This window comes from Caulobacter sp. SSI4214, assembly GCF_012184455.1.
Taxonomy (GTDB): Bacteria; Pseudomonadota; Alphaproteobacteria; order Caulobacterales; family Caulobacteraceae; genus Caulobacter; species Caulobacter vibrioides_E.
The window spans coordinates 24,345-45,081 of the sequence record NZ_SZWJ01000029.1; the positions used below are offsets into that span (position 1 = coordinate 24,345).

Sequence of the window (20,737 nt, forward strand, 5' to 3'; positions counted from 1 at the left end):
TTTTGTTCGACGGGAGACTAATCCGCATGCCTTCTCGTTCGCGTTTCCCGACCAAGACCGCCAGCATGGCGGTGATCGCTTGGAGCTTGGCGACGGCGGCGCTGGCCGATAGCGCTAAGGTCGAGGCCCTGATCGGCCGCATGACTTTGGACGAAAAGATCGGCTTCCTGCACGGGCAGGACGATCCGGAGCATCTGGCCGGCGGCGGCTATATTCCTGGCGTCGCACGGCTGAATATTCCGCCGCTACGCCTGGCGGATGGACCGGCCGGCGTGCGGACCTGGCGAACGGCGACCGCGTTCCCCGCGCCCGTGGCGCTGACGGCGACCTTTTCGCCGGACCTGGCCAAGGCCTGGGGCGCGGCGGTGGCCAGCGAGGCCCTGGCGCGCGACCAGCATGTGCTGCTGGCCCCGATGACCAACACTGTCCGCGTACCCACGGCGGGGCGTAACTTCGAGACCTTCGGCGAGGATCCGTTGTTGGCCTCACGGCTTGTGGCGGCCAGCGTGAAGGGGCTGCAGGACGGCGGGGTGATCGCCACGGTCAAGCACTTCGCGGCCAACAACCAGGAGACCGACCGTAAAACCATCGACGTCCAGGTCGACGAGCGAACCTTGCGCGAGATCGAGTTCCCGCCGTTCCAGGCCGCGGTCGACGCCGGCGTCGGGGCGGTGATGTGCGCCTACAACAAGGTCGGTGGCCTGGCGGCCTGCGAGAACCCGTTCCTGCTCGATAAGGTCCTGCGCCAGGAGTGGGGCTATGCGGGTTTCGTAATGTCCGACTGGGGCGCCACGCACAGCGCCGCGCCTTCGGTGAAGGCGGGCCTCGACATGGAAATGCCGCGCGGCAAGTTCCTGGGCGAAGCGCTGAAGGACGCGTTGGGCAAGGGTGAGCTGAGCGAGGCCGATATCGACCGCTCGGTGCGCCGGATCCTTACCCAGATGGACCGGATCGGCATACTGGGCGAGACCACTCAGCGTCCGCCCGAGAGTGACGCCCAGCGCAAGGCCCACTCCGACCTGGCGCTGGAGATCGCCCTTGAGGGCGCGGTGTTGCTGAAGAACGACGGCGGCGCCCTGCCATTGAACGCGGCGACGCTGAAAAAGGCCGCCGTTATCGGCCCGACCGCCAAGCGCGCCCTCTACGGCGGCGGCGGCAGCGCCGAGGTCAAGCCAACCGCGCTAGACAATCCGTACGAGGCTCTGGGCGCTCAGGCCGGCGCGCCGCTGGTCTTCGCCGAGGGCTTGCGCCTGGAGGGCGAACCTATTCCTGCGACGGCCTTGGGCTCAGACTCCGGTCCCGGTCTGGCGGGCGCCTCGGGTCCGTTCACCGGCGCGGCTAGCGTAGACAAGAGCCAGTCGGCCAGTTGGGAAGGCTGGATCACGGTCCCCGAAACCGGCGACTACGAGCTGATGCTGCAGTTCACTCCGGTCGGAGGGCTGGCCTTGGCTGAGGCTGACCGCGGCATGGCCGACGTCGAGCTGGACGGCAAGCGGGTCATCGAAGGCGGTCGACTGTTCGGCGGTTCGCGCCTGATCAAGACACCCGACGGCCTGCTCAACCAGGGCCAGGTCGTCCGCCTGGAGGCCGGTGCGCGCCACCGGCTGAAGCTGACGGTCAAGGCCTCGGCCGTCGAGCCGCTGCGCCTGCGCCTAGCCTGGACCACACCCGCCTTGCGTCGGCGGTTGCTGGACGACGCGGCGGCGGCGGCCAAGGCCGCGCCGGTCGCCGTCGTCTTCGCCCACGTCGAGGGCACTGAAGGAGAGGACAACCGTTCGCTGGCCTTACCCTATCGCCAGGACGAGCTGATCGAGGCGGTGGCCCGCGCCAATCCCAACACCGTAGTTGTGCTCAACACCGGCGCGCCGGTGCTGATGCCGTGGCTCGATCGGGTCAAGGCGGTGCTGCAAATGTGGTATCCCGGTCAGCGGGGCGGGGAGGCGACCGCTAACCTGCTGACCGGTAGGGCCAATCCGTCGGGCCGCCTGCCGGTCACCTTCCCGATACGCGACAGCCAGACCGCCGTCGCCCGGCCCGAGCGCTTCCCCGGTGTTGACGGCCGCCAGACTTATTCCGAAGGCGTGCTGGTCGGCTACCGCTGGTACGACGCTCAGGGTGAGCGCCCGCTATTCCCGTTCGGCCACGGCCTTTCGTATACGCGGTTCGAGTACCGCGACTTGAAAATCACCCCGACAGCCGACGGCCTGGACGTGGCCTTCACCCTCCGCAACGTCGGCAGGATGGACGGCGCCGAGGTCGCTCAGGTCTATGTCGACGGTCCCGCCGGGCGTCCCGAAGGCCTGACCTTCGCCCCTCGCATCCTCGCCGGCTTCCAGCGTGTAACCTTGCGCGCCGGCGAGAGCCGCCAGGTCCACCTGAAGATCGAACGGCGCACGCTGTCCTACTGGTCTCCCCAGGCCAAGGCCTGGCGCGAACCGCGAGGGCTCCGTCAGGTGCGAGTGGGTGGTTCCTCGCGTAACCTCCCGTTGTCGATAGCGGTGAATGTGTTTCCCTAGTGCCGGATTTCATCGGTTGGCTTGCCACGCGCGTGGCTCTGAGGGGCCGTTCCTGGCGCCGAGCGCGCGTGCGGCGGAACCGCCCGTCCCGCGCTAGCTATTGGGCCTGGAAAGCTGCCCCTTCTGACAGGTTGAAGCCTCGTCGGCGTGATGAAGAAGCTTGCCCACTGGATCGGTCCCGTTGACCGGTCCCGCGAGGTAGACTTCGATTTCCGTGATCGCGGCGCCGGCGCACTTGACCGCCACCGCATCGGCCGAACCCGCGCCGAAGGCGTCGTCGAACGCCGCGCGGATCTGGGCCGTGGTTACGGTCTTGCCGACATTGGCCGCAATCAGCTGACCCACGGCCGACGCGTTGATCTGGTCGACCAGATCGACCGCCCGGCCAAAATAGGCGTCAGGCGTCGCGCCAAAGCAGGTGCCATGCTTGGCCCATTCGTGGCGTTCCAGAAGCGATTGAACGCCGGGCATGGCGACCGCCAGTCGGTCGTGGACCCCGCCGGACAGGCCGGGCTCTGGCAACTTGTCCCATTGGTGGGCGTCGTCCAGGTCCCGGATGCGCTTCTTTTCGGCCGCGTCGGCGATGCAGTAGTAGAAGCCCTTGGGCTGGGGCCAAAGCCCGTGCAGGCTAAGCTGCCTTGCGTCCGGGCTCGCCGAGGTTTCGCCCGCGCACTCGGTCTTATCGCCATGCGCCTCACAAAAGGTCGGCTCCCAGCTCAGCGACAGAAGATGGCTGGCCTTGCCGCCCGGCGGATGGGGTTGGGCCGGTCCTGAAGGCGCCGGCGCGTCAGGTCGGCCGGGCTGGCTGGCCTGGGCGCAGCCGACGGCCACCCAACGGCCCTTTGGCGCGGCCGTTGCGACCTCAACCTGCAGCCAGGTCGGCGGCTCCTTGTTGTGCGCCACCACCTGATAGGTCTCGCCCTGCGCCAGCATGACCTCACCGGTCTTCTTCTTGATCGACAGATAGGCGGGGCAGGCCTGAGCGGTCGTCAGGGTTTCGGCTTTGGCGACAGGCGCGACGATCAAGGTCGCCAGGACGACGCTGGCCGCCGCCATCATGGTTGCGATGCGCTGGCTCAAGGTTTTCATTGCGGACTCTCCAAGGCGGGAGGCGGAGGTTGGCGGCAGGTTATCGAAGGCGGTTCTGGCGTCACGGCGTGTCAGCCGCCAGGTTCCCGTTCCACCTTCAGGACCCCCGAAGCATCGCCGGCGATGGTGATCGGCCCGTCCCACCCGGTAGCGTAGACCGCATGCCGAATGGTGTAGGGACTGAAGCGTTTGACACCGTCGGCGACCTGGACATCCTCGATGCGATCGCGGGGGCGCGTGATCGACTGGTCCAGCAACTCCACGACATCGCGACGGGGATGGCCGTAGGCCCACGCCGTCCACGGCACATGAACGTCTGGTCGTCCCATGGACATCACGGCGATGTCCGGCCGCACCGCGTCTAGCAGCCCCCGTGTCGTGCCGTTCGCGGAGCCGTGGTGGCCCACGACATAGACGCTCGAGCGCAAGGCGCCCGAAGCGCGATACTTCTCGACCAGGGTGTCGATGGCCGGCTCTTCAAGATCGCCTGTGAAAAGGAACGAGGTCTTGCCGTAAGCCACCCTCACGACCAGGCTCTGATTGTTCTCGTTGTCGTATTCGCCTTCATCCCATCCCGGATTTTCGGGATAGGCGGCCGACAGGACATTGATGGTCGGGTCGACCCTGGGGCAGGCCACGGCGTCGACGACGCCGTCGGTGTAGCCCTGGCTCGACGAAATCTGGGATTCGCTCAGACTATCGGTCGGGATCTTCGTCTGGCGCGCGTGGTCGGCCATCCATTTGGCGCCCACACGGCCCGACCCCGTCAGGTGGCCGTTATAGACATATCCGCCGATGTCGAAGCGCTCGGCGACCGCCTCCAGGCCGCGATTGTGGTCGACATGGGTGTGGGTGACGAAAACCGTATTGATCCGCCGGTGAAGGTCGGGTCGCCGCGCGAAGAAGGCGTCCAGATAGCCGACGAGATGGTCGACGGACGTCTGGTCGCGCGCGCCGGCGTCAATCAGCACGGCCCCGCAAGGGAATTCGAGAAGGGCCGAGGAGGCCTGGTCGACATCGATGAAGTGGGCGGAAACCCGGTCGGACGACAAGGTCGCCGCGGGCATGGCCGCGGCTTCGCGGGCTGGCGGCGGACTTGCCAGGGTCGTGTCGCCGCCGGCCGTCGTCGGCGTCAGCGGATTGCCCGAGGCCATGGCCAGGGCGCCGATCACGGCGAGGGGCCAGGCGGTGTGGATCGCCTTTGTCGCGGCGGTCGGAGCGGGTTTGGGCGTCGACGGCTCGGCGCGTCCTGGCGCGCGAGGCGGCTTGGCGGGAGGCTTGGCCGGGCTCATTGGTCGCCCGTCGCGGTATGAGGCGCGGCCTTATAGGCCAGATAGGACGCGTGGCTAAGGCCCAGCAGCCAGACGAAGGACTTGTCGATCACCGGCAGTCTGGCGATGACGCCGTGGCTCTCGTTGAAGCTGGTTGCCACATAGGCCGCATAGCAGCCCAGCAAGACCAGGGTGATGAGCACCTGCTGGATCTTGCCCAGGTCCGGGCTCTGGGCGTTGCCGACCTCGTCGCCGGTGACCAGATTGGACCAAGAGGCCTCGGATGCGTCGTCGTGGGTGACGACCTTGCCGTTGGCCTTGGAGCCAGGCGGTAGGGCGTCGACCGTCTGGGCCGTGGCGGTTTCCTTCGACTTGAGGCTGAGGAGGGCCGGAGCGGCGACCAGCGAGGTCGCCGAAATGCCCATGGCCAGCAGGAGTTCGCCGGGAATGATGATGTTGAGCGCCGAGACCGACTGGTGATCCGTCGTGGCGGCGGCGTTGTAGGCCGCGGCCGTGGCGAAGGCGGCGATGACGATGACGGTCCAGGCGCCGGCCTGCAGCTTGGAAAGGCTAAGACGGTTGCGGTTATCGATAAAGGCGCCGATCGGTCGTCCGTTGACGAGCCAGCCGACCAGGCCAAGGCTGGCGGCGAGCAACGCCGCGATGAGCAAAAATACATAACCCGCCGCTCTGGGCTGGAGGTGCGGCGCGGCGATCAGGACGATCGCGGCCAGGAGCAGTGGCGCGCCTGGCAAAATCCAAGGGGCCTGCGCCGGCGGCGAGGCCTTCGTGGCTGGATCGGTCAAACTTCTTCCCCCTCTTGGCGTCGGCGCACGGGTGCGATGCCGGACTCGAACGGGCACAGAAAGCTTGGCGACTGGAAGGCGCGCACCCCGGTGGCGCGATATTCATCGTATAACGCTTTATGGTTGTGTCAACGCGGGATTCGGCTGTGCTGACAGGAAGTTATTCGGCCGCTCGACCGGCAATGCGGAGGGGCTCTAGCGAATGGCGTCGCTCTGGACCCATGATGCGTCTATACCGCTCCGGAACTCTGGAGCTGTTTGGTTATGCGTCCAAGCCCCGTCCTTTTGGCGATCTTGACCCTGGCGGCGCCGGCTCCAGCCCTGGCTTGGGGCCGGACCGGTCACGCCGTGGTCGCCGAGATCGCTCGGAACTATCTAACGCCCAAGGCCGCGGCCGCCGTCGATGCGCTTTTGGCCAGCGATCCCGACGCGCTCACCGACAAGGATCTTGGCGCGCGCGCCTCGTGGGCCGACGCTTGGAGGCGCGATCACCGCGAGACCAGCCAGTGGCACTTCGTCGATGTCGAGCTTGACCATCCCGATCTCGCCCAGGCGTGCTTTGGTTTTCCTCCCAGCGCTACGCCGGCCAGCGCGGGGCCGGCCAAGGACTGCGTGGTCGGCCGGCTGGAGGCCTTCGAGCGCGAACTCGCCGATCCCAAGACCGATCCAGCCGAGCGGCTTTTGGCCTTCAAGTTCGTTCTCCATTTCGTGGGCGATCTGCATCAGCCGCTGCATGCGGCCGACAACCAGGACAAGGGCGGCAATTGCGTGCCGCTGGCGCTGGGCGGCCCGCGCACCGTGAACCTGCATGGCTACTGGGATGGTGTTGTTGTCGACGCCTTGGGCCCCGACGCCAAGACCATCGCCGCCACACTCAGCGCCCAGATCACGCCTGCCGATCGGCGGGCGTGGGAGAGGGGCGACGCCAGGGCCTGGGCGATGGAGAGCTTCGAACTGGCCAGGACAGTCGCCTACGCCGTCGGGTCAAAACCCGGCTGCGCCAACGACACCGCGCCGGTCAGCCTGCCGGCGGGCTATGGGGACAAGGCGGCCGCGACGGCGGGGCTCCAGCTCAAGCGGGCTGGTGTTCGTCTGGCGCTGGAGCTCAACCGCGCGTTCGGCGGCTGACCGGCGATCTTGCCTCTGTCACATTCTCGGGCGAAGCTGCCTCTCCCTAAGGGAGAGAAACCATGCGTCACGCAACCATGATGATCGCCGCCTTGGCCCTGCTGGCCATCGCCGCGCCGGCCGCCAACGCCCAAAAGCTCGACGCCAATGGCCGCTGTCACGACGCCAAGGGGCGCTTCGCCAAGGCGGAAGTCTGCAAGGGCGCTTCCTCGACCCCGGCGGTCAAGCCCGCGGCCGTGACGGCCAAGACCCCGCCGGCCGCGACTCCAGCCCCGGCCGCGACGGCGCCGAGCGGCTACAAGGTCGACGCCAAGGGCAAGTGCCGCGACGCCAAGGGCCGGATGGCCAAGAAGGACCTCTGCAAGGTCTGATCAATCGGCCCGTTGCACCCCAGCGCAGCGGGCCTTTCGCTCCAAGCGCATCTTCGGCCGCGACCAGGGCGCAAGGAATTCCGCCGCCGGCATGAGATTGTCGCGCGCGCCTGTCGGGTGGACCTGCCGCAAAGCCTCGGTCGGCCATGAAAGCCAGCGTCGCGGGGTCGGCGGCCGCCGCCAGCATGCCGTCCGAGCCGCCCGGCGCGAACAGGACAGTGAGGTCCTTTGGGCAGGTCTCGAAGGTAGCGTTCGGAACGATCGTCACCCCCACATCGCTGGTCACCGGATCGAGCGTCTTGGCGATGAGGTGGACCTTGGCGCCCATCAGGGCGCCGAACCAGGATTGCGGCCCGATCAGGTCCATTACGGTCATGCCGGGATACATCAGCATGGCGATTTCTTCGTCGCCCATCCACTGGATGTTCGGGTCGCAGCCCGTCATGTCCATGTCATGGCCCATGTCGGGCGCCTTTGGCGAAGAGGACGCCGTTTGGGCTTGGGCGGCGCCCACCATCAGCGGAGACAGGAGCGTCAACAGGGCGGCGCGACGATCGATATCGGTCATGGTGGCCTCCTCTAGAAGCGGGCTTTCAGGGTGACGTTGGCCGAGCGTGGCTGGGGGGGCATCACGACCGGGAACGAGAAGTACTGGAAGGTGTCGTAGGCCTTGCGCCCGCCCAGGTTCACGGTAGAGACCTGGATCGTGAACCTGCCGATGTCGTAGGCCGCCTGGGCGTCGATCGCCGCATAGCCGGGAACCCAGACAGCGTTGGGCAGGGTCGTCTGGCGGGCGCCGAACGCGGTCACGCCCGCGCCAAACGACAGGCCCTGGGCGCGGCCGTCCAGCACCCGGTAGCGGGCGGCGATCCGGCCGCTATTCTTGGGGACGCGGGGCAAGACGTCACCGACCGGAATGGTGTTGTCCCGGGTCACCTTGGCCTGCGTGTGGGCGTAGTTGGCCAGCAGCGAGAAGGCCGGTATGGGCTCCCAGACGAAGTCGGCCTCGACGCCGCGCGCCCTTTGCTGGCCGGTCTGCACCGACATGAAGAGATTCTCCGGATCGGCCGTGGCGACGTTGTTGCGTGTCTGCTGGAAGGCGGCGAGCGTGCCCGACAGGCCAATGTCCTTGAGGGCGAACTTCACTCCGCCCTCGTAGTTGGTCGAGGTCTCGGGCTTGGGCGTCTTCATGCCGATGAAGCCGAACGGCGCCTTGAAGGCCGTCGCGTAGCCGGCATAGAGCGCCACGCCCGGCGCGAGGTCGAAGGTCGCGCCGATCCGGGGCGAGACGTGGTTATAGGACGCGTCGGTCGTCTGTTCGCGTTCGTGGAACTCCAGCCGGGTGTAGCGAAGCGACCCGGTCAGGTGCAGCCGCCCATAGTCGGCCTGGTCCTGAACATAGCCCGCGATCGTCTCGTAGGTGTCGGTCTGGGTCAGGCTGGCGGGGACCTCGCCGCCGAACGCCAGCGTGTAGCGCGGGTCGGCTAGGTCGATCGCACCGAGAGGCACGCCGGCAAAGCCCATGTTGGAATAGAAGTCGGTGTGGTCGTAGCTGGCGCCGAAAAGGAGTGTGTGGCGCCCGCCCAACAGGTCGGCCTTGGCCATCAGGTTGGCGTCGAGCGCGCCTTCGGCCGCCTTGCTCAGCATGTTGAGGGCGAAGATCGGATAGACGGTGGGTGTGGCCGGATCGGGTCCGCCAAGGTCCGGATAGACGAAGGTCCCGTATTCGGGATTGTGACTCTTGTAGTAACGCCCGCTGAGCGTCAGGCGCAGGTCATCGCTGAAGGCGTGACGCAGCTCGACGGTGGCCAGACGCTTGTCGATCGCCGTGCGGGGCTGGCCGACCGGCGCGCCGGGAAATGCGTTGCGGTCGAGTCCGCCCGCCAGGGCCTGGACAGCCGGCAAGCCGGAATACTCCAGCTGGTCGCGATGGCTGGCCTGCAGTTGCAGGAAGAGGTCTGTCCTGGGATCGAGGGCGATGGAGAGGCTCGGCTGCACCGACCATCGCTTGCCCTTCAGCTGGTCCACCCAGCTCTCGTTGCTCTGGTACTCGGCCGCGATCCGGGCGTTGACGCCGCTCGCCAGCGGCAGGTTCACCTCGCCATAGGGGTTGAAGGTCGAGAAGCTGCCGCCGCGCAGGGCGACGTAGCCGCCGAAGGTGTCTGTTGGCCGGGTGGACGCGATGTTGATCAGCCCGCCGAGCGGCGAGCCCAGTCCACCGCCATAAAGCGTCGAGCTTGGTCCCTTGAGGACCTCGATCCGCTCGACGCCAACCAGGCTGTCGGGATCATTGGCCGCCTGGGTCTGGCCAAAGAGCGGCAGGCCGTCGACATAGATTTCCGAAGCGAAGCCCCGCACCAGCGGCGAGGTGAACAGGATCTCCTCGGACTTGGTGGGCGTGACGCCCGAGACGTTGACCAGGGCGTCGGCCAGGGTGCGGCGGTCCTGCTCCTGTATGAGGGTGCGGGTCAGCACCTGTACCGATTGCGGGACCTGGATCAGCGGCGTGTCGGTGCGGGTGGCCGATGCGGCCGTGGGCGCGGCGTAGCCCTGCGGAGCGCCGGTGACCAGGACCTCGCTGACCCAGCTTTGGCCGCTCGTGGTCGTACTGGGGGCCGAGGCGTCTGCTGGCCTGGACGGTTCGTCGGCTCGAGCGGCGTTGGCGGCGGCGATCAAGGAGATTGACGTTGCGGCCAGGAGCGCGGCGCGACGGTTGATCAAGACGGGCATGGGATTTTCCGGAAATGAGCGCTGATGGCGAGGCGTCAGGCTGGACGGCATTTGGCGGGCCGGCGCCGAAGCCAGCGAAGAAGGCCGGTGATGAATAGGGCGAGGGGCGTTAGACCGGCGATCACGGCCAGGACACGGGTCGAAAGACCCGCGACCGAGCCGTCGTGCAGCGGCCGGATCCAAGTGTTGACGGTAGTGGAGGCCGTGCCCTGGCGAGCGTCGTGGACCGCCAGGACCGCGCCGGAGTACTGATCGACGAAGACAAAGCTGTAGGGAAAGCGGCGGGTCTGATCGCCCCGGACCTGAGCTCGGAACCGGAACACGCCATCGCCGGGCCCCGGAACATCGATCCAGGCGATGCGACCATCAGGCAGCGCCCGATGGGCCGCCGCCAGAGCCTGAGCGATTGAGACCTGGCGCCCGGCGCTGACCGTGGAGACGGGCGCGGGGACCGCGACCACGGGAGCGACAAGCTTGGACAGCAGCCAATTTTTCTCGGCCGGCAACGCCAGAAGCGCGCCGGTGGTCGAAAGGATCAGCAAAAGCACTAGACTGGCTAGGCCGACCAGCTTGTGGAGATCGTAGAGCCTGCGCGTCGGCGAGGCCGCGCGCTTATAGGCCAGGGCCTTTCGCCAGCTGCCCCGCGGCCACCATGTGAAAAGGCCCGTGGCCAGCAGGAACAGGGTCGCCACGCCGGTCCAGCCGACGATGACGTTGCCTAGATCGCCGGCGAGGACGTTGCGGTGCACATCGTAGAAGAAGGTCATCAGGTAGTCGCCCCAGCGCGCCTGGCGTAGGACCTGACGACCATCGGGCGTGAACCAGACCATCAGCGGATCGGCGTGGCCGTGCCCTGCTGCGTGTCCCTCGGTCGGCGCGTAGTAGCGGGCCGGAATGGCGCCGGGCTTGCCGGTGACCTCGAACGACCACTTGCCCGTCGCGTCCGGCCACCGTGCCTGGGCGGTGGCGAGCGCCTGGTCCCACACGGGCGAGGTCCAGTCTGGCGCGAGCGCGCTGGTCTCGACGCGAATGCCCGGATGCAGCCAGGCGTCCAGCTCGATGTAGAACACGAGCGCCGAGCCGGTCACGGCCAGCACGGCGAAAGGCAGGCCTAGGACAAGGCCTAGCCAAAGATGGATCCGACGAAGCAGGGATCGGGCGTGAAGGGTCACGGTGTTGCGGGTCCTGACGCTGACAGCCTGGGAAGACCCGCCGGCCCTTGAAGGACCGGCGGGTGGTTCGGCTTAGAACTTGCGCAGGAGCGACAGCTCGACGCTGCGCGGCTCGCCCAGAAAGACGAGATAGGACGAGTAGCCCGACCAGTCGGCGTAGAGCTTGTTGGTCAGGTTGCGGCCGCGCAGGCTGAGCGTGCCGAACGGCGCGGCCCAGCTGACCGAGGCGTCCAGCAGCGTGTGGGCGTCGACCTTCACCGTGTTCGCGTTGGAGGTGAAGAAGTCGCCGCTGTAGCGCACCGCGCCGGTGAAGGTCAGCGGCAGGGCGCGCGGAGCGTAGGTCACCAGGAGATCGGCGAGCTTTTCGGGAACGTTGGCCGGCCGGTTGCCCGCGCGGTTGGCCCCGCCGGCCTCGATCAGCGTGTCGAACTCGGCGTCGAGCACGGTCGCCGAAAGCTTGGCCTTCAATTCGTCGCTGACCGCCCATTCGGCCGACACTTCGACGCCCTTCGAGGTCTGGCTGCCGCCCTGCACCGTCACGGCCGGGTTGGTGGGGCTGCGGGTCAGGATGTCGTCCTGACGGATGTGGTAGGCCGAGGCGGTGATCTGCAGCCGGTCGTCAAAGGTCAGCCCCTTGATCCCGATCTCGTAGGAGTCGCCCATGCTGACCTTGAAGGTCGCATTGGTGGCGCTGAGGAACAGGACGCCGCTGACCGGCGTCGCCGCGCGCGTGTACTGGCCATAGACCTGGGTCTTGGGCAGGACGCTGTAGACCGCGCCCAGACGCCAGGAGACGGGGCTGTAGTCCTGGCCATAGCGGGTCACCGCGCCGGTGGTGGCGTTGAGGATCTTGCGATCGAGCGAGAACTTATCGAGCCGCGCGCCGCCGACCAGCAAGAGGTCCGGTGTCAGATTGTAGGCGTCCTCGACGAACAGCGCCTTGGAGTCGACATCGGCCCAGACGTTCTGACGGGTCGAGAAATTGGCGGGCGTGTCGGCGGGGAACAGGCCCCGGACCGGCGCGTAAGGGTCGACCGAGGTCGTCGTTCCGAACCTGCGGACCGTGAAGAAGTCGGTGCCGCCCAGCTCCGCGCCCACGGTGAAGCGGTTTCGCCGGCCCGCCAGCTGGCCGTCATAGGCCGCGTGTAGGCGCTGGCTCCAGAACTGGTGGTCGTGACTGATCTTGGTCGTGGCGCGGTCGAAGCGGCCGCTGGCGCTGTTGAAGCTGTAGTCGTCGCTGTCGCGCCACAGCCGATCGGCGTCGTACCAGCTGGTGTCGCTGACCAGCGTCCACGCATCGCTCAGCTTGTACGCGGCGCGGGCCCGCAGCCACACCGACTGGGAGTCCATCAGGCCATCGGTGGTGTCATAGTTCTTGCGGCGCAGCGCCTTATCGAGGACCAGGCCGGCCGAGCCCGAGACGATGTCGGAGGGATCGCGAGCCGCAGCGGCCGGCGCCATCGGCGTGCCATAGTAGGCGGTTGAGAAGCGATCCTCATAGTAGTCCGCCGACAGCGTCACCGAGAGATGATCGGTGGGAGCCAGCGTAACCGCGAGATTGGCGGCGAAGGTGCGGCTATCGGTGTCGTCGATCCAGCCGCCCGAGCGCGACCAGGCCACATCGCCGCGCACGGCGGCCTTGTCGCCGATCGGAGCGTTGAGGTCGGCGGCCAGGCGATAGCTGTCGCGGCTGCCGGCGCTAGCGAAGGCTTCGCCGGAGCGTTGGCCAAGCACCGGCCGGCGCGGTACGAAGTTGATCGCGCCGGCCAGGGCGCCTTCACCGGATGTGACGGAAGCCGGCCCCTTGATCACCTCGATGCGCTCGAAGGCCCAGGCGTCCCAGTTGCGCACGCCCGCGTCGGAGTTGGGCATGCGCACGCCGTCATAGAGATAGTTCACCGCGCGCTGGAAGCCGCGCATCGAGACCGAGCCGACCGAGCCCGGCAGATTGCCCGACACGACGCCAGGCGCGGCGTTAAGGGCCTCGATGGCGTTACGCAGGCCCTGGGTCTGGATATCCTGTTGGGTCAGCACTTCGATGGCGGCGGGGGTTTCGCGTTCGGAGAGGCCAAGACGGCCGGCGATTTGGGTCTGGAGGTTGAACTGGCGGCCGGTAACGACGACGCCTTCGACCTTGTTCTGGTCCGCGTCGAGGACGACGTCGGCGCGCGCGATGACGGGAAGTACGGCGCCGACGAGGGCGCTCGTGGCGAGCAGGAGAGACTTCATGTGAGATCCTTCGGCGCGCATCGGCGCCGTGAGCTGAACTGATCGGCAAGACAGACCCGGCGCGGCGCGCAGGGCCTTGCGCCCGGGGCCAGGGCGCCAGGGCGTCAGATCAGCAGGCTCGGAGGACCTCGGGCGGGAAGCGGCGGCGCGGAAAGTCCACGCCCCGGCGCCAGGCCCAGCAAGGGACGGGCCACCGGCTCGACGTAGAGGGCGAACGTGATCGCCTGGACCGCGACCATGCTCGGCGCGACCGTGGCCGCGCCATGTCCCGCGAATGGGCAGGGCGGGTTGTGAGACGGCTTTTCAGACGGGGCCTTTTTGTCGTGGCTCATTAGGGCGCCGGGTTCGACGACCATTGCGCCTTGCCCCGTGCAAATGACCACGGCGAACGGCAGGCCGTTCGTCGCTCGCGGCGCTGTCATGAAGCCGGCCGGCACCAGCACCTTCAAAGCGACAGCCATCAACGCCAACGCAAGGAACGCAGCGCGCATCAAGGGCCAGCGATGAAGCGCCGATGGAGTCACGCGACGCGCTTTAGCCGAAGACAGGGCGGCTGTCGCCTAAGCTCGATCCCGTACGTCCTCGGCATCCGTCCGAGGGCGCGGGCGTTCGAGTCGGCCAAGCTACAACGGGCCGAGCCACGAAGCCGGTACTAAAACCAACTGCGGTGTTCATGGCATGTTAGCCGGCTCGCGCCGCGCGGGCCTATCCGGGGCAATGCAGCTTAGCCAGCGCCTCAAAAGCTGGAGGCGGGCCGCCGACCGAACGTAGTCATCTGGCGTGCTCGATCATATTCCTCGGGGTCTCGGCGACCAGCAAAGGCTCCTCGAAGGACCGGAAGGGCAGGGCGTCATCGTTGCTCGGCCGGGACATCAGGCGAAATTGGCGTGCCGAGCGCGACCATATCGGTGGGCGCAGCCCGATGAGGATTGATCGCGAGAGAAAAAAGCGACGCCGAGGCAACGCCCTCGGCGCGCTCCGCCAAAGCTATCGGCCGTGAGCCTAGGCCCTGTCTGGTTTTGACGTGCCCCCCTGAAACTCCTCCAGAAATAACTAGAGTCCGCCCCGACCAAAGGACGGGCGACTGTGCGTTCGTCCGCCCGGCCTTCGTCAGTCCCGGCTGCACGATGACGATGTCAGCGCGCACCGGATTGAAGCGGGCCATCTTCAAGAGTCGGTCGCCGTCCGTTGTCAGGCGATATGCCGGCAGTGTCCGGCGCCGCCCCAGAAGACGGCGCCAAGCTTTCAGGCGGTGACGTCCCGAGCTTCGAGGAAGCTCTTGGCGTTGAGGTCGTTCTTGATCTCCCGGTCCCGCCGCCGCAGCGGAACCGACAACTTAACCGCTTCGAGCCGTTGGAAGGCGCTAGGCGAGGGCGATTAGCCGCGATCGTTGCGGCCGCCCAGGCGAGCTTGGCCTTGGCCCGGAGCGTTCGGAGCCCGGGCCGGGAGATCGGATGAGGCCGCGGATTGAAGGTGTTGTAGATCGGTCCATGACGGGAGAGGAAGCGCTGGGCTGAGCCCTGGAACTTGAACTTCTGTTGTTTTCGCTCTCGCCGTCGGATGGAGAGATGCGAGTTCTCAGCCCGGTTGTTCTCGCGCATGCCGCCTGGCCGATGGCGTTGCCTTAGGCCGAGCGCCTCCATGGCGGCCCGATACGACGCCAAGGATATGGGCGTCACATCGGTCTCCACCGCTCTTAGCCCTCACGGCCAAGGATGCGGAGACCTTTTAGCGTTAGACCGTCAACTCCAGCTGGCCACCCCGGACTACAAGTCCGCCCCCAGGCCGCCGAAAGCCTCGGGAATGGCCACGCACAGCAGGCCCGCCGCTCCGGCCTTCCTCCAGATTTCGCGATCCACATGGCCCTGCGCCTCCCACCGCCTCAAGCGCCTGACCCTGCTCGCCGATCCCGACGATCACTCCGACTTTTATCCGCGCAGCCGCGTGAACCTCCCCACCGGTCGTTATTCTGGGGCGGCAAGGCCGCCCTTAGTCACCACGCGCGTCATGTGTTCTCTGATTCTCAAAACGCTCGATCGCATCCATATGGCGCACAAGCCAGCTCGTTGAACTTAGTCCCTCCAGTAGGCAGCGCCGAGCAAAGGGTTCGACCTTAAAGGGATGACCAGCGCCCTCTCCCGGCAAAGTGATCGTCTGCGCCTCAAGATCGATGGTGATCGAAAGCTCGCCAGCATCGACGATGTGCTGATGAAGACCTTTCGGGACGACGATCGTCAGCAGCCCGTTCTGCACCGCATTGTTGGCGAAGATGTCGGCGAACGACAGGCCGATGAGCGCTTGGAAGCCGAAGTCGACAAGCGCCCAGGGGGCGTGCTCCCGCGACGAGCCGGAGCCAAAATTTCGGCCGACGACCAGAATGCGATGGGATGATGGGTGGATCCGGTTGAGGAGGTGATCGGGATTGATGTCACCGCTGGAGAAGTGGCGCCAATCGTAGAAAAGCGATCGACCGAGGCCCGCCTTGCTCCTTGTTTCCATAAACCGCGCGGGAAGGATTTGGTCGGTGTCGATATCGTCCTGCGCAATCGCAACGGTGCGAGACCGAAGCACCCGAAAGGGTTCGAAGTCGGTTTCAGCCAAGCGCCGTCTCCCGCGGGCGACGCGGATCGGCGATCGCGCCGGCGATCGCGCAGGCCGCCGCAGTCGCGGGGCTCGCCAGAACCGAACGCACGCCAGGACCCTGCCGACCGATGAAGTTACGGTTGGATGTCGAGACAACGAGTTTGCCTGGAGCCGGGTTGTCGCCGTTCATCCCCAGACACATCGAGCAACCCGCCATGCGCCACTCGGCCCCTGCTTCAACAAAAACCCTGTCGAGCCCTTCTGCCTCGGCCTCGCGCCGCACCTGCTCCGATCCCGGCACGACGAGCATTCTCACGCCCTTGGCAATGTGGCGGCCTTTAAGGATTTCCGCCGCGACCCTGAGATCGGGGAGCCGCGCGTTCGTGCAACTCCCCAGGAACACCATATCGATGGGATGCCCCATGATCGGCCGTCCGGGCTCGAAACCCATATAAGCGAGCGCGCGAGCCGCCTCTGCCGATGAAGGGGCCGGGACGATGCCGTCCACCGGAATACCCGTATCTGGGGTCACCCCCCACGTAACGGTGGGCGCGATCGTCGACGCATCGATCGAGACCTCTTGGTCGAACGCCGCATCACGCTCGCTTGCGAGGGCGTTCCATGCCTCTGCGGCACGGTCCCATTCCGTGTCGGACGGCGCCAAAGGGCGTCCCGCAATCCATTTCAAGGTCGTCTCGTCGGGCGCGATCATGCCTGCGCGGGCCCCCGCCTCAATGGACATGTTGCACACCGTCATGCGCTCTTCCATCGACAGCGCGCGAATGGTCTGGCCGGCATATTCCACGGCGTAGCCGCTGCCGCCCCCGACGCCGAGCCGTCTGACGATGGCGAGCGCGACGTCCTTGGCGGACACGCCGACGGAGAGCGCCCCATCGACCGACACGCGCAGCGACCGCGGCTTGCGCTGCAACAGGCACTGCGTCGCGAGCACGGCCGTCACCTCCGATGTGCCGATCCCGAACGCCAGCGCGCCAAACGCTCCATGGGTGGAGGTATGGCTGTCCCCACAAACGATGGTCATGCCCGGCTGCGTGGCGCCCAGCTCCGGTGCGACGACATGGACAATGCCGCGGCGGGGGTCATCCCAGCCAAAAAATCGGATGCCATGATGCTGCGCATTCTCTGCAAGTGCGGCGACCTGATCCGCCGCAGCCCGGCTGACATAGGCGCGGCGTCCTGCGTCGTCGGGAAAGCGAGTGGGTGTCGAATGATCGATCGTCGCAAGCGTCCGTTCCGGACGCAGTACGGGCAGGCCGCGTTCTTCGATCGCGGTGAAGGCCTGCGGCGACGTCACTTCATTGAGGAGATGCAGATCTATGTAGACGATCGCCGGCGCATCGCCCGCTTCAGGGCGCACGACGTGCGCGTCCCATAGCTTATCGAACAGACTGTTGGGCCCGGACGCCATCAATCAGCCAGCTACATCGGCCGGCAGCGACTCTTCGACCAGATTTTGCGCTCTCACCAGCACGAAGTCATAGTCGACCGTCAGGAAGTCCCTCTCGATCTTCTGCCCGCTGATGACAGTGCCGGCAGGCTGCGCGCGGAACGGCACGACCAACTCCCGCTTGGCTCCAAACACGACGTCGTTGTCGATATACTCGGCGCCTTCCCTGAAGAGGTGCGTCACCACCGGCTGGAAGCCAGGCGCGGTGAGCAGGAAGTGGATATGGGCCGGCCTGAAATAGGAGATGTCGGTTTGCGAGATCAGCGCGCCGACAGGGCCATCCATCGGGATGGCATAGCCTTTAGGCGCGATCGTCCAGAAGCCGTAGCGGCCTTCGCTGTCCGTATATTGGAGCGCGCGCAACCGTGGCCCGCAGTCGGGGATCTGGGCCTCATAGGCGCCCTCCTGGTCCGCTTGCCAGATGTCGAGCTCGGCGCCGGCGACAGGGTTGCCGTCGTGATCGCGGACGGTTCCGCTCAAATAGACGGGTTCCCCCGGCAGTTCGCCGGCCATGTCGGCGCCCTGCTCGAGGATGGGCGACTCCTCGATGTGGAACGGCCCCAACACGGTGTCGGGCGTCGCACCGCTGGGCTTGCGGCCGTTCTGCATAACCACGAGCATGCTGATGCCAAGGACATCCGAGAGAAGGATGAACTCCTTGCGCTTCTCGTCGCTGATCTGGCCGACGGCCGCCAGATATTCCGTCGCGGCCAGCCACTCCTCGTGCGTCGGCTCAACCTCGCGTATGAAGGCATGCGCGTGCTTGACGAGAGTCGTCATCAGTTCGCGCAGGCGCGGGTCGTGACAGGTCGCCCAGCGCGCCGTCGCTATATCCGTAATGTTCTCTTCCGTAGCGAATGACATGCCGCCCTCGTGCGCGTTAGCTGTTTGTCATCAGAATTTCACGCTTGCGCGCAGGCCATAAGTCCTGGGCGCCGTTGTTACCTGCGCCATGAGATTGGTAATGCTTGATAGGAAAGTGAACGTGCCGGCGCGCTTATCGCCAATATTGTTGATAAATCCAGTCAAAGACCAACGACTATCCGGCTTCTTCAAAGTGAGGTTGGCGTTTGCGATCCAGTATCCGCCAACAATCTGCGACCCGACATATTCAAAACCTGTCACAGTTCTTGATTGATATCGACCATTGAGGTCGCCGACCAAATTGAAGTCACCCACCGACACCGTTTGTTCAACGCCAAGGTTGATGGTCCATTCCGGCGACTGCTGCGCCCTCTGACCCGAGCAGTCGATCGTATAGTTAGATGTCGGGGTAATAGCCGCGGGCGTCGTAACGGGGCAGCCGACCAACGGGAAGTTGGTGGGTGCGCCTGCAGCCATCGTGGGTTGGGTATAGACGAAGTCCTTGTACTTCGCGTCGAGATACTGAACATCGGCAGAGAGGCGAGTGTTCTGTACCGGGAGATAGATGAACTCCACCTCCATACCCTTATTTATCGATTTGCCGACATTTTCCGTGAAGTAGGCTAGACCGACATTGGGGTCCTGACCCAGGTGGGAAACCTGTTGATCCTGATAGCGCCAGTAGAACGCCTCGGCGTTCAGCTGGAGCTTATTATCGAAGAACCTGTTCTTGGTTCCCAGCGTGAAGGCGTCGATCTTCTCAGGCCCGAAGGTTGGGCGGTTCAACGAGAAAGCAAAGCCACCTGAGCGGAACCCTGTTTCAAAGGTTGCGTAGACGAGCGACCTCGGACCAGCGTCCCATTCCGCGCCGAGGTGGTAGGTGAACTGGTTGTCGGTTCTCGCTTGATCGAGCGGGACATTGCCGTTCACATAAACTGTCCGGGCGGCAGCCGGCGTCGGCGAAATATAGACGCCGGGCGCGACACTAATGAGCCCCATCTGCCGTATGATGTCTTGCGAGCTCGCGCCATAGGCCAGCACCGGCGCGCCGATGCACGGGCGCCCGCCGGCATAGGTGCAGATGTCCTGCAGGACGTCCGCTACACCGTTGAAGGTCTTGTGATCGCTGGTGTACCGACCGCCCGCAACGAAGCGCAGCGTGTCGGTGATTTTGTATGTTGCACGGCCGAAGCCTGCCAAAGAGCGCGTCTTTTGTGTGTAATTCTGGAACGAGTCGAGGACCTCCTGCTGGACCTTGAAGTCTGAATCCACGCTCTCGTGATAGAAGTAGCCGCCGACCATCCACGTTAGGCGACCGGTCGTGTCGCTGCTGAAGCGCGCTTCGACGCTGGCTTGTTTGTCGGTCTCCTTGTTGCCCACTAGCACCGCGAGGGCGTCCGACAGGTTGTTCTGGTCGAACTGCCGGTAGGCCGGCTGGATCGTCAGGGTGCCAAGCGCCGTCGTCCAGTTGATCTCCGACATCACGCCCCAGGACGTGTTGTCGACGTAGGGGCGAGCCTGGAGTGGGAGCTGAAAGCTGCCGGAGAGGTCCGCGAATGTCTGTGACTTGAACAGTCCGCTACGCGGATCGAGTAGCCCCACTTCCGGGCCAAGGCCGGACGGCTGGAGAACATAGGTCCGCGTTGGTGAAGTATAGACCGTCCTCTCGGTGAAGTTGGCGCCCCCGCCGCGACCGCTCTGATGGTAGTAGTCGGCGCTCAGCCGGATGGTGAGATCCGGCGTGACATCGGCAAGAAATTGTCCACGGAAGGCGAAACCTTTGTCGTCGCTCGTGCCGTCGGACAAATAGCCTTTGCGCGAAATCCCGATGCCGGAAATGCGCAACGCGGAGTTTTCTGACGTCGCGATATTGACCGCGCCTTGCGCGGTGAACGCGTCATAGTTTCCGTAGCCCGCGTCGATATAGCCCGAGTTCTCAGCGAGCTTGGGCTTCGTGACAATGACGTTCACGGCGCCGCCCGTCGCGTTTCGGCCATACAGCGTGCCTTGCGGGCCTTTTAGGACTTCGACCCGCTCAAGGTCGTAAAAGACGCCGGATGTGGCGGCCGGGCGCCCCACATAGACGCCGTCATAGTTGAAAGCGATCGCCGGGTCGGAATAGGAATTGTTCGAGTAGGTGCCGACGCCGCGCAGAAAGAAGCTGCTGTTGGAGCCGCCATTGTTGGAGACCTGTAGCGCCGGCACGATGTTCTGGAGATCAGCCGCCTTGGTCACGCCCGCATTGGTGATCGCCGCGCTGGAGAGCACATTCACAGCAACAGCCGCGCGCTGAAGCGACTCCGAGCGCCGTTGCGCCGTGACGACGATCTCCTGAAGTCCAGTTGTCTCTGGCGCTTGGGCTGCAACTGCGCCTCCCGGGTTCGACGCTTGCGGCGCTGCGGATGCGGCAGGCGCCTGGAGGCCCGACGGCGTCGGGGACGCCCCTGTCGCGGTTTGCGACAGCGCCGGAGAGGACAACAACATCATAGCCAGACCGCTGGCGCCTAGAA

General features: G+C 65.8%; 15 protein-coding genes and 1 pseudogene. 3 read left to right on the top strand and 13 right to left on the bottom strand.

What is annotated here, in order from left to right; all coding sequences use genetic code 11:
* Positions 1 to 26 precede the first annotated feature (26 nt).
* Positions 27 to 2,516: a beta-glucosidase gene (locus FCU40_RS10830; RefSeq protein ID WP_206677329.1), complete on the top strand. Its 2,490-nt coding sequence runs from the start codon at positions 27 to 29 to the stop codon at positions 2,514 to 2,516.
* A 93-nt stretch (positions 2,517 to 2,609) separates the two neighbouring features.
* On the opposite strand, the gene FCU40_RS10835 is transcribed toward FCU40_RS10830, so the two are convergent.
* The 3 genes from FCU40_RS10835 to FCU40_RS10845 form a co-directional block, all read right to left on the bottom strand.
* Entirely contained in the window at positions 2,610 to 3,605 is a 996-nt protein-coding gene (locus FCU40_RS10835) for a ribonuclease (protein WP_168074832.1), read from the bottom strand.
* Between the two features lie 71 nt (positions 3,606 to 3,676).
* Positions 3,677 to 4,897, bottom strand: a complete 1,221-nt coding sequence (locus FCU40_RS10840) for an MBL fold metallo-hydrolase (RefSeq protein WP_168074834.1) — start codon at positions 4,895 to 4,897, stop codon at positions 3,677 to 3,679.
* The gene (locus FCU40_RS10845) at positions 4,894 to 5,682 is read right to left on the bottom strand and encodes a hypothetical protein (protein ID WP_168074836.1); all 789 of its coding nucleotides are present in this window, start codon (positions 5,680 to 5,682) and stop codon (positions 4,894 to 4,896) included. The genes FCU40_RS10840 and FCU40_RS10845 overlap by 4 nt, the downstream gene beginning before the upstream one ends.
* 264 nt (positions 5,683 to 5,946) lie before the next feature.
* Here FCU40_RS10845 and FCU40_RS10850 point away from each other — a divergent pair, with 264 nt between their 5' ends.
* Positions 5,947 to 6,810: a S1/P1 nuclease gene (locus FCU40_RS10850; RefSeq protein ID WP_168074838.1), complete on the top strand. Its 864-nt coding sequence runs from the start codon at positions 5,947 to 5,949 to the stop codon at positions 6,808 to 6,810.
* 62 nt (positions 6,811 to 6,872) lie between these two features.
* Entirely contained in the window at positions 6,873 to 7,181 is a 309-nt protein-coding gene (locus tag FCU40_RS10855) for a hypothetical protein (RefSeq protein WP_168074798.1), read from the top strand.
* Between the two features lie 579 nt (positions 7,182 to 7,760).
* Here the strand turns inward: FCU40_RS10855 and FCU40_RS10860 are convergent.
* The 10 genes and pseudogenes from FCU40_RS10860 to FCU40_RS10900 form a co-directional block, all read right to left on the bottom strand.
* The gene (locus FCU40_RS10860; protein WP_168074840.1) at positions 7,761 to 9,911 is read right to left on the bottom strand and encodes a TonB-dependent siderophore receptor; all 2,151 of its coding nucleotides are present in this window, start codon (positions 9,909 to 9,911) and stop codon (positions 7,761 to 7,763) included.
* Positions 9,912 to 9,946: 35 nt separating this feature from the next.
* Positions 9,947 to 11,083 carry a PepSY-associated TM helix domain-containing protein gene (locus FCU40_RS10865; RefSeq protein ID WP_168074841.1) on the bottom strand — a complete coding sequence of 379 codons (1,137 nt, stop codon included), beginning with the start codon at positions 11,081 to 11,083 and terminating at the stop codon, positions 9,947 to 9,949.
* A gap of 72 nt (positions 11,084 to 11,155) precedes the next feature.
* Positions 11,156 to 13,312: a TonB-dependent siderophore receptor gene (locus FCU40_RS10870; RefSeq protein WP_206677330.1), complete on the bottom strand. Its 2,157-nt coding sequence runs from the start codon at positions 13,310 to 13,312 to the stop codon at positions 11,156 to 11,158.
* Between the two features lie 104 nt (positions 13,313 to 13,416).
* Positions 13,417 to 13,773, bottom strand: coding sequence for a DUF2946 family protein (locus FCU40_RS10875; RefSeq protein WP_241693590.1), 357 nt, complete (start codon positions 13,771 to 13,773; stop codon positions 13,417 to 13,419).
* A 1,035-nt stretch (positions 13,774 to 14,808) separates the two neighbouring features.
* Positions 14,809 to 14,910 (bottom strand): annotated as a pseudogene (locus FCU40_RS23310) (IS6 family transposase); the annotation flags it as partial.
* A 168-nt stretch (positions 14,911 to 15,078) separates the two neighbouring features.
* On the bottom strand, positions 15,079 to 15,198 hold the full coding sequence (locus tag FCU40_RS10880; protein ID WP_168074844.1) for an acyl-CoA dehydrogenase family protein: 120 nt from the start codon (positions 15,196 to 15,198) through the stop codon (positions 15,079 to 15,081).
* Positions 15,199 to 15,301: 103 nt separating this feature from the next.
* Positions 15,302 to 15,913 carry a 3-isopropylmalate dehydratase small subunit gene (gene leuD, locus FCU40_RS10885; RefSeq protein ID WP_168074845.1) on the bottom strand — a complete coding sequence of 204 codons (612 nt, stop codon included), beginning with the start codon at positions 15,911 to 15,913 and terminating at the stop codon, positions 15,302 to 15,304.
* Positions 15,906 to 17,324, bottom strand: coding sequence for a 3-isopropylmalate dehydratase large subunit (leuC, locus tag FCU40_RS10890; protein WP_168074846.1), 1,419 nt, complete (start codon positions 17,322 to 17,324; stop codon positions 15,906 to 15,908). Before leuC ends, leuD begins: the two co-directional genes overlap by 8 nt.
* A gap of 3 nt (positions 17,325 to 17,327) precedes the next feature.
* The gene (locus FCU40_RS10895; protein WP_168074847.1) at positions 17,328 to 18,227 is read right to left on the bottom strand and encodes a dioxygenase; all 900 of its coding nucleotides are present in this window, start codon (positions 18,225 to 18,227) and stop codon (positions 17,328 to 17,330) included.
* A 30-nt stretch (positions 18,228 to 18,257) separates the two neighbouring features.
* Positions 18,258 to 20,714, bottom strand: coding sequence for a TonB-dependent receptor (locus FCU40_RS10900; protein ID WP_168074849.1), 2,457 nt, complete (start codon positions 20,712 to 20,714; stop codon positions 18,258 to 18,260).
* Positions 20,715 to 20,737 lie beyond the last annotated feature (23 nt).